General features: G+C 68.0%; 12 protein-coding genes. 7 read left to right on the top strand and 5 right to left on the bottom strand.

All coding sequences use genetic code 11. The features are described from left to right. Positions 1-43 precede the first annotated feature (43 nt). The gene (locus DKG74_RS15905; RefSeq protein WP_109907167.1) at positions 44-1,504 is read left to right on the top strand and encodes an aminotransferase-like domain-containing protein; all 1,461 of its coding nucleotides are present in this window, start codon (positions 44-46) and stop codon (positions 1,502-1,504) included. A gap of 18 nt (positions 1,505-1,522) precedes the next feature. Here DKG74_RS15905 and DKG74_RS15900 read toward each other — a convergent pair whose 3' ends face one another. From DKG74_RS15900 to DKG74_RS15890, 3 genes are all read right to left on the bottom strand, one after another. After that, complete coding sequence (locus tag DKG74_RS15900; RefSeq protein WP_165837722.1) at positions 1,523-4,330, bottom strand: beta strand repeat-containing protein; 2,808 nt, start codon at positions 4,328-4,330, stop codon at positions 1,523-1,525. A 166-nt stretch (positions 4,331-4,496) separates the two neighbouring features. Further along, positions 4,497-4,829: a hypothetical protein gene (locus tag DKG74_RS15895; RefSeq protein ID WP_109907165.1), complete on the bottom strand. Its 333-nt coding sequence runs from the start codon at positions 4,827-4,829 to the stop codon at positions 4,497-4,499. A 69-nt stretch (positions 4,830-4,898) separates the two neighbouring features. Continuing rightward, entirely contained in the window at positions 4,899-5,354 is a 456-nt protein-coding gene (locus DKG74_RS15890; protein ID WP_109907164.1) for a MarR family winged helix-turn-helix transcriptional regulator, read from the bottom strand. 58 nt (positions 5,355-5,412) lie between these two features. On the opposite strand from DKG74_RS15890, the gene DKG74_RS15885 reads away from it, so the two are divergent. Next, positions 5,413-6,195, top strand: a complete 783-nt coding sequence (locus DKG74_RS15885) for a VOC family protein (protein ID WP_109907163.1) — start codon at positions 5,413-5,415, stop codon at positions 6,193-6,195. Between the two features lie 8 nt (positions 6,196-6,203). Here DKG74_RS15885 and DKG74_RS21830 read toward each other — a convergent pair whose 3' ends face one another. Both DKG74_RS21830 and DKG74_RS15880 read right to left on the bottom strand, forming a co-directional pair. Beyond that, complete coding sequence (locus tag DKG74_RS21830) at positions 6,204-6,344, bottom strand: hypothetical protein (RefSeq protein ID WP_165837721.1); 141 nt, start codon at positions 6,342-6,344, stop codon at positions 6,204-6,206. A gap of 98 nt (positions 6,345-6,442) precedes the next feature. After that, positions 6,443-7,306, bottom strand: a complete 864-nt coding sequence (locus tag DKG74_RS15880; protein ID WP_109907162.1) for a DUF2189 domain-containing protein — start codon at positions 7,304-7,306, stop codon at positions 6,443-6,445. A gap of 408 nt (positions 7,307-7,714) precedes the next feature. Here DKG74_RS15880 and ahpC point away from each other — a divergent pair, with 408 nt between their 5' ends. The 5 genes from ahpC (at position 7,715) to DKG74_RS15855 (ending at position 12,823) form a co-directional block, all read left to right on the top strand. After that, a complete protein-coding gene (gene ahpC / locus DKG74_RS15875) occupies positions 7,715-8,278 on the top strand; it encodes an alkyl hydroperoxide reductase subunit C (RefSeq protein ID WP_109907161.1) in 564 nt (187 codons plus the stop codon). 191 nt (positions 8,279-8,469) lie between these two features. Further along, positions 8,470-10,044, top strand: coding sequence for an alkyl hydroperoxide reductase subunit F (gene ahpF / locus DKG74_RS15870; protein ID WP_109907160.1), 1,575 nt, complete (start codon positions 8,470-8,472; stop codon positions 10,042-10,044). A gap of 195 nt (positions 10,045-10,239) precedes the next feature. Next, entirely contained in the window at positions 10,240-11,205 is a 966-nt protein-coding gene (locus DKG74_RS15865) for a sulfonate ABC transporter substrate-binding protein (protein WP_109907159.1), read from the top strand. Continuing rightward, positions 11,202-12,017: an aliphatic sulfonate ABC transporter permease SsuC gene (gene ssuC, locus DKG74_RS15860; RefSeq protein ID WP_207779382.1), complete on the top strand. Its 816-nt coding sequence runs from the start codon at positions 11,202-11,204 to the stop codon at positions 12,015-12,017. The genes DKG74_RS15865 and ssuC overlap by 4 nt, the downstream gene beginning before the upstream one ends. Then, a complete protein-coding gene (locus DKG74_RS15855; RefSeq protein ID WP_109907158.1) occupies positions 12,014-12,823 on the top strand; it encodes an ATP-binding cassette domain-containing protein in 810 nt (269 codons plus the stop codon). Before ssuC ends, DKG74_RS15855 begins: the two co-directional genes overlap by 4 nt. Positions 12,824-12,855 lie beyond the last annotated feature (32 nt).

Below are 12,855 nucleotides of genomic sequence, written 5' to 3'. Positions count from 1 at the left end.
TATATCTTGACAAAACAATCGTGACAAGATAAATATTGTCCTCATGACAATGACCGCCGCCACCATCGCCCGCCTGTCGCCGCCCGCTCGCCGGGGGGCTGACGCCTGGAATCCCAATCTCGACGGTCATGACGGGCCGCTTTATCTGGCGATTGCGGATTCGCTGGCGACGGCGATATCCGACGGCACCCTGCCCGCGGGCACGCGCCTGCCCACGCATCGCGATCTCGCCGTGCGCCTTGGCGTCACCATCGGCACGGTCACCCGCGCCTATGCCGAGGCGGCGCGCCGGGGCCTGACCGACGGCACGGTGGGGCGCGGCACTTTCGTGCGCGGGCGCGATCCGGTGCTGCCGGGGGCGGGCGGTCTCGTCGGCATAGATCACGAGAAACCGACGGGCGGCAGCACGGTCATCAATCTGTCGGTGAACCGCCCGGCCATGGGGCCGCAGCTGGAGGCGATGCAGGCGAGCCTGGCCCATCTGGCCCATTCGTCCGAATTGTCATCGGTCATGGGCTATCAGTTTCCGGCCGGCGCGCCCGCCCATCGGGCGGCGGGCGCGGCCTGGCTGCGCCGTTCGGGGGTCGAGGTGACGCCGGACCGCGTGCTGGTCACCGCCGGCTGCCAGAATGCCCAGACCATCGCCCTGATGACCGTGGCCCGGCCGGGCGACATATTGCTGACCGAAGCCCTCGCCTATCCCGGCCTGACGTCGCTGGCCCGGCGGCTCGGCCTGACGCTGGAGCCGGTGGCGATCGACGGCGACGGGATGCGCGCCGACGCGCTCGATGCCGCCTGCCGGGGTGGTGGCCGGCGCTTCGTCTATCTGACGCCGACGATCCAGAATCCGACCGGCGTCGTCATGTCGGGAGAGCGGCGCCGGGCCATCGCCGCCGTCGCCGAGCGCAACGACGCCTTCCTGATCGAGGATGACGTCCACGGCTTCCTCGCCCCGAAGCAGATCCCCATCGCCATGCTGGCGCCCGAGCGGACGATCTTCGTCACCTCGGTGTCCAAGGCGCTGATGCCGGGCCTGCGCGTCGGCTACATGGCGCTGCCGCGCCGGCTGGTCGATGCCGCGACCGAGACCATGCGGGCGACCACCCTGATGGCGCCGCCCCTGATGGCGGAAATCGTGGCGCGCTGGATCGGCGACGGCACCGCCGAGCGCCTGACCCAGTGGCAGGTGGGCGAGAGCGCGCGGCGCAACGAGATCGCCGAGCGGCTGCTTGGCCTGGCCACCCCGGCGGAAGGCCGGGTGCGTTCCTTCCATCTGTGGCTGCCGGTCGAGAACGGTCGCCGGGCCGCCGACGTGGTCGATGCCGCCCGGGCGCTGGGCGTCCATGTCGCCGCCGCCGCCGCCTTTCAGGTCGGTCGGGGCGCGGCGCCGGAGGCCCTGCGCGTCAGCCTGTCGGCGGCCGGCGACATGGCCGAACTCGGCGACGGCCTCGCCCGCCTCGCCGAGGCCCTGCGCTTCTGCCCGGACGAGCCGGCGCTGATCTGATCCCGGGTTCCGCGCCGGTCAGACGTAGAACAGGAAGGAATCGGCGGTCAGCGCCGCCATGTTCACATTCTCGAGCGTGATCGAATCGCGGGTGCTGTAGGTGATGACGACGTCGTTCCCGACCTGGGCGCTGTGGGCCAGGACATCGGTGAAATCGTCGAACAGGCCTTCGCTGAAGGCGATGATGTCATAGGCGGCATTGCTGTCGGCGACGAAATCGGTGATGCGATCGTGGCCGAAGCCGAAGTCGGCGCCGAAGACAAAAGTATCCGAACTGCCGCCATTGACCCCACCGCCGATCAGCGTGTCGTTGCCGGCTCCGCCGATCAACAGGTCGGCGCCGGTGCCGCCGTCCAGCGTGTCGTCGCCACGGCCGCCGATCAGGAAATCGGAGCCGCCCATGCCGCGCAGCACATTGTCGCCGGCCCCGCCGACCATGATGTTGGACGCGCCGTTGCCCGTGCCGTCGATGTCGGCCGAGACGGTCATGACGAGATCTTCGAGACCGGAGCCGAGGGTGAAGCTCGCGCTGGTGAGAACCGTGTCGCGCCCGCCGCCATGGGCTTCGCTGACGACGTCCTGACTGGAATCGACGACATAGAGGTCGTCGCCCAGGCCGCCGTAGAGGCGGTCGTCGCCGCTGCCGCCGTCGAGCAGGTCGCCGCCGTCGCCACCTTCCAGCTTGTCGTTGCCGGCCTTGCCGAACAGCGCGTCGCTGCCGCCGAGGCCCTGCAGGATGTTGTTGCCGGCATTGCCGGTCAGGATGTTGTCCTGTTCGTTGCCGGTGCCGTTGATCCGGGCACTGCCGCGCAGCAGCAGGTTCTCGATCTCGGCGCCGAGGCTGTAGGACAGGGTGCTCTGCACCGTGTCGATGCCGCCGTCCGCCGCCTCTTCCACGATGTCACCCGCGTCGTCGACGATATAGGTATCGTCGCCGCCGAGGCCGCGCATCAGGTCGGCGCCGCGCCCGCCGTTCAGGACATCGTCGCCCGCGCCGCCGGTGATCGTGTTGGCGAGCGTGTTGCCCACGCCATTGAAGTCGCCCACGCCGATAAAGGTCAGATCCTCGACGCGCGCGCCGAGCCGGTAGGTGCTGGAAAGGGCCAGCACCGTGTCATGGCCGTCATCGCGCCCCTCGACGACGGTGTCGCCCGCGCTGTCGACGACATAGGTGTCGTCGCCGCCGCGACCGCGCAGGATGTCGTCACCGGCGCCGCCATCCAGACGGTTGGCGCCTTCATCGCCCGCGATATCGTCGGCACCGGCGGTGCCGATCACATTCTCGATGTCGATCAGCGTATCGTTGCCAAGGCCCGTGCCGGTCGCCGTGCCGGCGGCGAGATCGACCGCGACCCCGGCCGACGAGCCGGCGAAGCTGGCGGTATCGGTGCCCGCGCCGCCGTCGAGGATGTCGCTGCCCGAGCCGCCGATCAGCACGTCGTCGCCGAGCGCGCCCTTCAGATGATCGTTGCCGCGCGCGCCGTTCAGGATGTCGTCATCGCCGCTGCCGACATGGAAATCGTCGGCGGAGGTGCCGACCCAGTGCTGCGCCGCGCCGGCATGGCCGAGGATGACATGGGTGATGCCAGCGGCATTGCCGAAGCCATAGTCGGCGTAATAGGGCCGCGGATCGTCGGCGAGGGGCGTGCCCACGGCGATGTCGTCGAAGCCGTCGCCGTTGAAATCGCCGGCCTTGTAGATGGCGAGGCTGCGGGCATCGAAGCCGGCGCCGCTGATCAGGAAGCCGTTGGCGCCGTTGACCGCGCCGATGGCGACGCTGGCGCCCGCGTTGCCGGTGCGGCCGAACAGGACTCCGGTGGCGCCGACGATGATGTCGGCGAGGCCGTCGCCGTTCACGTCACCCGCGGCCTTGGCCGAGAAGCCGCCGCCGGTGATGGCGAAACCGTTGCTGCCGTCGATGGCGGAAAGGTCGATATCGGTTTGCGTCGCGCCGGCCCGGCCGAAGACGATGTAAACCTTGTTCTCGCCCGCGGCGCCGACGATGAGATCGTCGATACGGTCGCCGTTCACGTCGCCCGCGCCGCCGACGAAGGCGGCGGTGCCGCTGCCCGCCGCGCCGGTGATGCGATAGCCGTTGCTGCCGTCGACGGCGGTGACATCGACCGTGGCGGCAAAGCCGCCGGCCTTGCCGAACAGGACATAGCCGGCGGTATCGGCATCGCCGAAGATCAGGTCATCATAGCCATCGCTGTTCACATCGCCGGCCGCCGCCATGCGGCTGAAGGCGCCGGTCGGGGTGAAGCCGTTGCTGCCGTCGACGACGGCGGGATCGAGTTCGGCGGGCAGGCCGGCGGCGCTGCCGAAGACGATGGTATTGCCGGCGAAGATATCGTCGAAACCGTCGCCGTTCACATCGCCGGCAGCTGCCAGAAGCGGCTGGTAGGTGCCCACCTGGGCATAGCCGTTCGCCGAGCCGTATATGATGTAGCTAAGGGGGGCGGGGCCGAGGGTGCTGGCGCCGCCGCCATAGTAGAAATCGTCAAAGCCGTCGCCGTTGACGTCGCCGAGGCCGCCGAGGCGGCTTCCCAAATATTGATATTCACCGCCCGTGCCGAAGAAGACCGGGCCGGACAGACTGCCGTCGGCGGCGAAAGGCCCGGCCGAGCCTTCGACCAGGGTGGCCATCCCGTCGTAAGTGAAACCATTCCAGGGGGAGCCGACCACGAGGTCGTCGAAACCGTCGCCGTTGACGTCGCCGACACCGGCGACCGCGCTGGCGCTGAGTTCCGAGTCCCAGCCGATCAGGCGAAAGCCGTTGGTGCCGTCGAGAGTCGCGAGCGCGACCGTTGCCGGAAAGTCAGCCATCTGAGCCCCCATGTGTTCGCGCCGGTCGTTCCCCCCGCCGACGCCTTTGGTTGCCGACTTTACAGCGAACGGGGGCTGGCCATCAACTTTCGGTCTGATCGCTCCGCGCGATCACGCCTTCGCGCGAGCGTTGTCGAAAGGGGCAATACCGGGCGGTGGTGCTGCCTCAGCCGCGCCGCATGTTGGAAACGACGAGTTCCAGACCGTCCCCCTTGCGGCGCAACTGCTTGGTCGCGAGCGCCGGGAGGGGAATGCTGCGGTTGATGCAGTAGAACACCAGCGCCGCCGCGAGAGTGGTGCTGTTCAGCACGAAATTGGCGGGCGTATCCGCGCCGTCGGCGAGAATCTGGAACGTGCCCTCGATATCGGGGGGCGGAGAAAACTCCAGGCCGACGACCTTGCCCTTGGGGATCGGCAGCTTGCGACGGACATGGAAATCGGCCACGGCCGTGACGATTTCTTGCGGCGAGAAGGCGATGCTGCGGGATTCGGTCGGCATCAGCCGCGTCCTCCGTCAAGAGGGCTCATGGGGGTCGGCCCACGACACCAGACAAGCGTTAATTTTCAGCTAAGGCCGCGGCTTCGCCGGCCTCCCCCAAAGGTCGAGGTCCCGCAGAAGGGTGACCCGTTCCCCCAGCGCCGCCTCGAGGTCGGCATGGGCGGCGCGCCAGAGCGGCAGCGCGGCGGCGAGCCGGCCGAGGCCCTCCGCCGTCAGCACCAGACGGCGACGGCGGCGATCCTCCGGCGCGCGTTCGACGACGACAAGGCCAAGGCGCTCCAGCGGTTTCAGCGCGGCGGTCAGGGTGGTGCGGTCCATGGCCAGAAGCTCGGCGACGGGGCCGGGCGGCGGCGGCTCCGGCCGGTTCAGGGCCATCAGCAGCGAGAACTGGCCGTTGGTCAGGCCCGCCGGACGCAGCACCTCGTCGAAATGGCGGGCCATGGTCCGGGCCGCCCGCTGAAGCCGCAGGCACAGGCAGCGGTCCCGGACCTCGATCGTCGTGGCGAAGGGGACGGACTTTGACATGGGTCTATTATGTTGATATCAACATTATAAGACAAGTCTGGCATGGCAGGGGCGGGACATGGCCAATATCGTCGGCGATTTCATCTGGTACGAACTGACCTGTCCCGACCCGGTGGCGGCGGCCGATCTCTATGGCGCCGTGCTCGGCTGGCGCCAGCGCGACGCCGGCAATCCGGCCATGCCCTATCACCTGTTTTCGATGGACGGGGTCGATGTCGGTGGTGCCATGACCCTGACGCCCGAGATGGCGGCCTGCGGCGCCCGGCCCGGCTGGATGGCCTATGTCGCCGTGGCCGACGTCGATGCCGCCGCGGCGGCGATCGTCGGCGACGGCGGGGGCCAGATCGTGCCGCCGACCGACATTCCCGGCGTCGGGCGCTTTGCCCTGCTGACCGATCCGCAGGGCGCGCCCTTCTATGTCATGCGCGGCTTTTCCGACGGCGTCAGCGACGCCTTCGCCCAGAGTCGCGCCGGCCATTGCCACTGGAACGAGCTGTCGAGCAGCGATCCGGTCGCCGGCTTCGATTTCTACGGCCGCCACTTCGGCTGGACGAAGGGCGATGCCATGCCCATGGGGCCTGCCGGCGAATACCGCTTCATCAACCATGCGGGGGGCACCATCGGCGCGATGATGCCGCAGATGGTGACAGGCGCGCCGTCGGCCTGGCTGTTCTATTTCGGCGTCGCCGACATCGACGCGGCGGCGGCCGTGCTGAAGGCCAGGGGCGCGACCATCCTGCACGGGCCGCAGGAAGTGCCGGGCAACATCTTCATCATCGTCGCCCTCGACCTGCAGGGTGCCGCCGTCGGCTTCGTCGGTCCGCGCAAGGCGGCGTTGTAACCTGACGGCTACCAGTTGCCGTTGGCGATATCGACGCCGATGCGCGCCAGCACGGCGACGGTGAACAGGACGATCATGACCAGCCGCAGGCGCCGCAGGTCGAGGCGGCGGGGTGGGGGCTGGTCGGGCTTGCGCTGGGGTCGGGGCATGGCGTTTCCGTCCTGTCGTCCGTTTTTGGTTCGTCGTCTCCGGGGCGGCAACGACTCTGGGGCGGCAATCGCCGCCGCCCCATCCCCTACACCAGCTTTCAGCGCGCGACCACCCGCCTGTAGAGGTGCCAGCTGGCGTGGCCGAGCACGGGCAACACCACGATCAGGCCGGTGAACAGCGGCAATGTGCCGAGAAGCAGGCCGCCCGCCACGATCACGCCCCAGGCCGCCATCACCCCCGGATTGGTGGCGACGACGCGGACCGAGGTGGCGATGGCGATGTCGACCCGGACATGACGGTCCAGCATCATCGGGAAGGACACGACGCTGATCGCCAGCACGGCGACGGCGAAGAGGAAGCCGACGGCAAGCCCCGCCAGCGTCATCGCGAGGCCCGCGCTGGTCATGAAGACATCGTGCAGGAAGGCGGCGAGCGAAGCGGGCGGCTGCGGGCCGAGGGTGGCGTCGTAAATCGTCTGCGCCGCATATTGCCAGCCAAAGAAGAGGGCGACCAGCAACAGGCCGAGGACGAGAATGCCCGGCAACCCGGGGGAGCGCAGGACGCCGAAGGCCTGCAGCCAGCCGACGGACTCGCCACGCTCGCGCCGCCGGCTGATTTCGTAGAGGCCAAGGCCAGCCAGTGGCCCGATCAGGGCAAAGCCCGACGCCAGGGGAAAGACGAGGGGCAGCAATCCGCCGTCCATCGCCGCCCGCCCGAGCACCAGTCCGATCAGCGGATAGACGAGGCACAGAAACACGACGTCGCTGCGACAGGCGGCGAAATCGTCGATGCCCCGGCGCAGCGCGACGCCGAGATCGGCCAGCTCGATCCGCCGGATCGCGGGCAGCCGCCCCCCGGTTTCGAGGTCTTCGCGGTAGATGTCGTGGCCGGCGGCATTGAGGGCGCGGGCCGTGCCGGCCAGCAGGTCGGCACTCCATTCAACGGGATTCCGGATGGTCATGAGGTTTCCTCCCGAAAATCTGCCGGCCGGCCCTGTTGGGGCACGGCCTGATTCGGGGACACCGGGCACCGCGGCATCACGCCTCACCCACCAGCAGCCACGGCGCGGCCGTGACCCGTGGCGCCATTCTACGCCCGGAGGAGGCGTTTTGTCCCGCCCGCCGCGCGCCGCATGATCTGGCGCAAGGCGGGCCATGGCGTTCGGTGAAACGATGTGCAAAGCGGTATCGCCGGTGATCGGCCGGGCTGATCGCCCGATCGCGCGAAGCTGCTCGGCAACCTCTTGAATAATTCTAATCTAGGTGCCAAGTTAGGCGCGCAGTCAGGCGGTTAGGTATAACACTTTCCCGCTGGCGGCAGGCAGGCTCAAGCCTTTCGCCAGACCTCAACCCGAGAAGGAAACGTTCTCATGTCGCTCATCAATACCACTGTGAAGCCGTTCAAGGCCCAGGCCTACCATCAGGGCAAGTTCGTCGAAGTGACCGACGAGTCCCTGAAGGGCAAGTGGTCGGTCTTCGTGTTCTATCCGGCCGACTTCACCTTCGTCTGCCCGACCGAGCTGGGCGACCTCGCCGACAATTACGCCGAATTCCAGAAGCTGGGCGTCGAGATCTATTCCGTCTCGACCGACACCCACTTCACCCACAAGGCCTGGCACGACACCTCGGACACGATCGCCAAGATCAACTATCCGATGGTGGCCGACCCGACCCTGGCGATCTCGCGCGCTTTCGAAGTGCTGATCGAAGAAGAAGGCCTCGCCTATCGCGGCACCTTCGTGATCAACCCCGAAGGCCAGATCAAGATCATCGAAGTGCACGACAATGGCATCGGCCGCGACGCCAAGGAGCTGCTGCGCAAGGTGAAGGCGGCCCAGTATGTCGCCTCGCATCCGGGCGAAGTCTGTCCCGCCAAGTGGACCCCGGGCGAAGCGACCCTGAAGCCGTCGCTCGACCTCGTCGGCAAGATCTGACCTGCCGACCCTCTGTCGGCAAGATCTGACCTGCCGCCCCTCTGTCGGCAGGGATTGACCCGCCGACCCTCTGTCGGCAGGGATTGACCCGCCGGCTTTGACTCAGGTGCCCGGGGAATTCGCCCCGGGCGCCACCCTCCCGAGGGTGATGCGCGCCGCTCGCGCTCCCCGCAGAAAGAAAGTGTGTTGTCATGTTGGACGCCAATCTCAAGGCCCAGTTGAAGGGCTACATGGAACGGGCCACGTCGCCGATCGAGATCGTGGCCTCCCTTGACGACAGCGAAGCCGCCGGCCAGATGCGCTCGCTGCTCGCCGATATCAAGGACGTCTCGTCCCTGGTCACGGTGCGCGAGGATAACGCCGCCGACGTGCGCAAACCCTCGTTCAGCCTGAACCGGCCGGACGGCTCGGTCGGCATCCGCTTCTCCGGCCTGCCGATGGGCCATGAATTCACCTCGCTCGTCCTCGCGCTGCTGCAGGTCGGCGGCTATCCGCCCAAGGTGGATGCCGACACCATCGCGCAGATCAAGGCGCTGGACGGCGATTTCACCTTCCGCACCTATATCTCCCTGACCTGTCAGAACTGCCCGGAAGTCGTGCAGGCGCTGAACCTGATGGCCGTGCTCAATCCCCGCATCAGGCACGAGATGATCGACGGCGCCCTGTTCCAGGACGAGGTGACGGCGCTTCAGATCATGGCCGTGCCGACCGTCTATCTGAATGACGCGGTCTTCGGTCAGGGCCGCATGGAAGTGGGCGAGATTCTGGCCAAGATCGACACCGGCGCGGTGAAGCGCGCGGCGGCCAAGCTCGACGCCAAGGCGCCCTTCGACGTGCTCGTCGTCGGCGGCGGCCCGGCCGGTGCCGCGGCGGCGATCTATGCCGCGCGCAAGGGCATCCGCACCGGCGTGGTCGCCGAGCGTTTCGGCGGCCAGGTGCTCGATACCCTCGGCATCGAGAATTTCATCTCGGTCAAGGAAACCGAGGGGCCGCGCCTCGCCGCCGGGCTCGAGGAACATGTGAAGTCCTATGACGTGGACATCATGAACCTCCAGCGCGCGAGCAAGCTCAACCTTGGCGATCTGATCGAGATCGAACTGGAATCCGGCGCCACCCTGCGCTCCAAGGCCGTCATCCTGGCGACCGGCGCGCGCTGGCGCGACATGGGTGTGCCCGGCGAGAAGGAATATCGGACCAAGGGCGTGGCCTATTGCCCGCATTGCGACGGCCCCCTGTTCAAGGGCAAGCGCGTCGCGGTGATCGGCGGCGGCAACTCCGGTGTCGAGGCGGCGATCGACCTCGCCGGCATCGTCGCCCATGTCACCCTGTTCGAATTCATGGACGTGCTGCGCGCCGATGCCGTGCTGGTCAACAAGCTGAAGAGCCTGCCCAATGTCACCATCGTGATGGAGGCGCAGACGACCGAGGTGATCGGCGACGGCAAAAAGGTCACGGGCCTTGCCTACAAGGACCGCAAGAGCGGCGAGGCGCATACGCTCGAGCTCGAAGGCATCTTCGTCCAGATCGGCCTGGTGCCCAATACCGAATGGCTGAAGGGCGGCCCGGTGGACCTGACCCCGCGCGGCGAGATCATCGTCGACGCCAAGGGCCAGACCTCGGTCCCCGGTGTCTTCGGCGCGGGCGACGTGACCACGGTGCCCTACAAGCAGATCATCATCGCCATGGGCGAAGGGGCCAAGGCCTCGCTCGGTGCCTTCGACCATCTGATCCGCACCTCGGTGCCGGTGGCCAAGGCCGCCGAGTAACCGGACAAGCCCCCCCGACGCCTCCCTCCCCCCATCGGGAGGTGTCCCCGAACGGCCGCCGGGCAACCGGTGGCCGTTCCTGTTTCGCCCATAAATAACACTAAAAATAAGTATTCTGTCGGTTTGACTCATTTGGAAATGTATATCTTCATATATTCACGTGATTTGAAGTTTATTACGCATCGGAGCTGGAAAATGTCGTCTCGTCTGACCCGCCGCGGCCTTCTGGGCGCGGCATCCGCCCTGTCCCTTGGCCTGGTCGCCGGTCTTCGGCCGCGTGACGCCCGGGCCGAGGGCAAGGTGCTGCGCATCGGCGTGCAGAAATACGGCTCGCTGGTTCTCCTCAAGGGCAAGGGCTCCCTCGACGCCGCGCTGGCGCCCCTCGGCTTTACCGTGACCTGGACCGAATTCCCCGCCGGGCCGCAGCTGCTCGAGGCGCTGAATGTCGGCGCGGTCGACTTCGGCACGACCGGCGAGGCACCACCGATTTTCGCCCAGGCGGCGGGCGCGCCCCTGCTTTATGTCGGGCATGAGCCGCCGGCGCCGCAGGGTGAGGCGATCATCGTGCCGAAGGACAGCGCCATCGCCACGGTCGCCGACCTGAAGGGCAAGCGCGTCGCCCTCAACAAGGGCTCCAACGTCCATTATCTCCTGGTGAAGGCGCTGGCCGCCGCCGGGGTCGACTACAAGGAGATCACCCCGGTGTTCCTGCCGCCGGCCGACGCCCGCGCCGCCTTCGAGAAGGGCGCGGTCGATGCCTGGGCGATCTGGGATCCGTTCCTCGCCGCCGCGCAGGCCGCGACCGGCGCCCGCACGCTGGTCGATGGCACCGGCCTCGTTGCCAATCACCAGTTCTATCTGGCCGAACAGAAGTTCGCCGAGGCCAATCCGCAGGTGGTCGACATCGTGCTGAAGGGCCTCTACGACATCGGCGAAGAGGTGAAGGCCGATCCCGCCGCCGCCGCCAGGCAGCTGACCGCCAGCGTCGGCATTCCGGCGCCGATCCTGACCACCGCGATTTCGCGCCAGGCCTTCGGCGTCAAGGCGCTGTCGCCGGAAGTGATCGCCGAACAGCAGAGCATCGCCGACACTTTCTTCGGCCTCGGCCTCATTCCCAAGGCGATCTCCATCGCCGAGGTCGTGCGCAAGGCCGCATCGTGAGCGGCGGGCGGCGATCGCGCGGGGGCGAAGCCCTGCGCCGGCTGGGCGGCGTGGCCGCCGCCTGGACCCTGCCCGTCGTCCTCCTGATCCTGTGGGAGGCGGCGGCCCGCACCGGTCTCATCGAGGCCCGCACCCTGCCGGCGCCGAGCGCGGTCGCCGTCGCCTTTCTCGCCAGCATCGAGGACGGCAGCCTGCTGACCCACGCCCTGATCAGCACCCAGCGCGCGCTGAAGGGGCTCGCCATCGGCGGCGGCATCGGGCTCTTTCTCGGCGTGCTGACCGGGGCCTTCCCGATCGCCGAGAAGTTCCTCGATTCCTCGGTGCAGATGCTGCGGAACGTGCCGCATCTCGCGATCATCCCGATGGTCATCCTGTGGTTCGGCATCGACGAGGAGGCGAAAATCTTCCTCGTCGCCATCGGCGTGATGTTTCCGATCTATCTCAACACCTTCCATGGCATCCGCACCGTCGACCGCGGCCTGGTCGAGATGGGGCGGGTCTATGGTCTCTCGCCGGTCGAGCTTTACCTGCGCATCGTCCTGCCCGGGGCGCTGCCCTCGATCCTGGTCGGCCTGCGTTACGCCCTCGGTATCATGTGGCTGACCCTGATCGTGGCCGAGACCATCTCCGCCTCGTCCGGTATCGGTTACATGACGATGAATGCCCGCGAGTTCCTGCAGACCGATGTCGTGATCCTTGGCGTCATCGTCTATGCCCTGCTGGGCAAGCTCGCCGATGTCGCCACCCGGCTGGTCGAACATTGGGCCCTGGCCTGGCATCCGGCCTATGCGCTGAAGGAGAACCCGCGATGACCACGTTCCTGAACCGTCTCGAGCGCAGCGTGATCGACGATATTCCACCGCGCCCGGTAACCCGGCCAGTTCCGGCTCCGGCCCCGGCGACCGCGCCCGCGCGCGGTCTCGACATATCCCTGTCCGGGGTCGCCAAGTCGTTCGGCGAACAGCGGGTGCTGGCCGGCCTCGATCTTCATATCCCCGCCGGCCAGTTCGTCGCCGTCGTCGGCCGCTCGGGCGGGGGCAAGACCACGCTGATGCGCCTGATCGCGGGGCTGGAGGCGCCGAGCGCCGGCCATCTTCGCCTCGCCGAGCGCGAGGTGGCGGGGTTGCAGCCCGATGTCCGCCTGATGTTCCAGGATGCCCGCCTGCTGCCGTGGAAACGGGTGGTCGACAATGTCGGGATCTCGCGCGGTCTTGGCTGGCGCGGCAAGGCGGAGGCGGCCCTGGCCGACGTTGGCCTCGCCACCCGGTCGCGGGACTGGCCGGCCGTGCTGTCGGGCGGGCAGCGCCAGCGCGTCGCCCTCGCCCGGGCCCTGGTCTCCCACCCCGGCGTTCTGCTGCTGGACGAGCCCTTCGGCGCCCTCGACGCCCTGACCCGGGCCGAGATGCACACGCTGCTGCTGCGCATCTGGCAGGCCCGGGGCTTCACCGCCGTGCTCATCACCCATGACGTGGGCGAGGCCATCGCCCTCGCCGACCGGGTGCTGGTACTGCGCGAAGGGGCGCTGGCGCTCGATGTCGACGTGCCCCGCCAGCGGCCGCGCGGCCATGGCGATGCCCAGCTGGCGCAGCTCGAAGCGCGGATTCTCGCGGCGGTCTGAAGCCGCCGTCCCCCGTTTTCCTCCCCCGTTTC

It is taken from the genome of Zavarzinia aquatilis (assembly GCF_003173035.1).
Lineage (GTDB): Bacteria > Pseudomonadota > Alphaproteobacteria > Zavarziniales > Zavarziniaceae > Zavarzinia > Zavarzinia aquatilis.
Note: the sequence above shows the minus strand (reverse complement) of the source record. Positions and strands in the feature narration are given on the sequence as shown.

Coding starts and splice junctions, on each gene's coding strand:
- DKG74_RS15905 (WP_109907167.1), top strand. CDS start 44: ATGACAATGACCGCCGCCACCATCGCCCGCCTGTCGCCGCCCGCTCGC.
- DKG74_RS15900 (WP_165837722.1), bottom strand. CDS start 4,330: ATGGCTGACTTTCCGGCAACGGTCGCGCTCGCGACTCTCGACGGCACC.
- DKG74_RS15895 (WP_109907165.1), bottom strand. CDS start 4,829: ATGCCGACCGAATCCCGCAGCATCGCCTTCTCGCCGCAAGAAATCGTC.
- DKG74_RS15890 (WP_109907164.1), bottom strand. CDS start 5,354: ATGTCAAAGTCCGTCCCCTTCGCCACGACGATCGAGGTCCGGGACCGC.
- DKG74_RS15885 (WP_109907163.1), top strand. CDS start 5,413: ATGGCCAATATCGTCGGCGATTTCATCTGGTACGAACTGACCTGTCCC.
- DKG74_RS21830 (WP_165837721.1), bottom strand. CDS start 6,344: ATGCCCCGACCCCAGCGCAAGCCCGACCAGCCCCCACCCCGCCGCCTC.
- DKG74_RS15880 (WP_109907162.1), bottom strand. CDS start 7,306: ATGACCATCCGGAATCCCGTTGAATGGAGTGCCGACCTGCTGGCCGGC.
- ahpC (WP_109907161.1), top strand. CDS start 7,715: ATGTCGCTCATCAATACCACTGTGAAGCCGTTCAAGGCCCAGGCCTAC.
- ahpF (WP_109907160.1), top strand. CDS start 8,470: ATGTTGGACGCCAATCTCAAGGCCCAGTTGAAGGGCTACATGGAACGG.
- DKG74_RS15865 (WP_109907159.1), top strand. CDS start 10,240: ATGTCGTCTCGTCTGACCCGCCGCGGCCTTCTGGGCGCGGCATCCGCC.
- DKG74_RS15855 (WP_109907158.1), top strand. CDS start 12,014: ATGACCACGTTCCTGAACCGTCTCGAGCGCAGCGTGATCGACGATATT.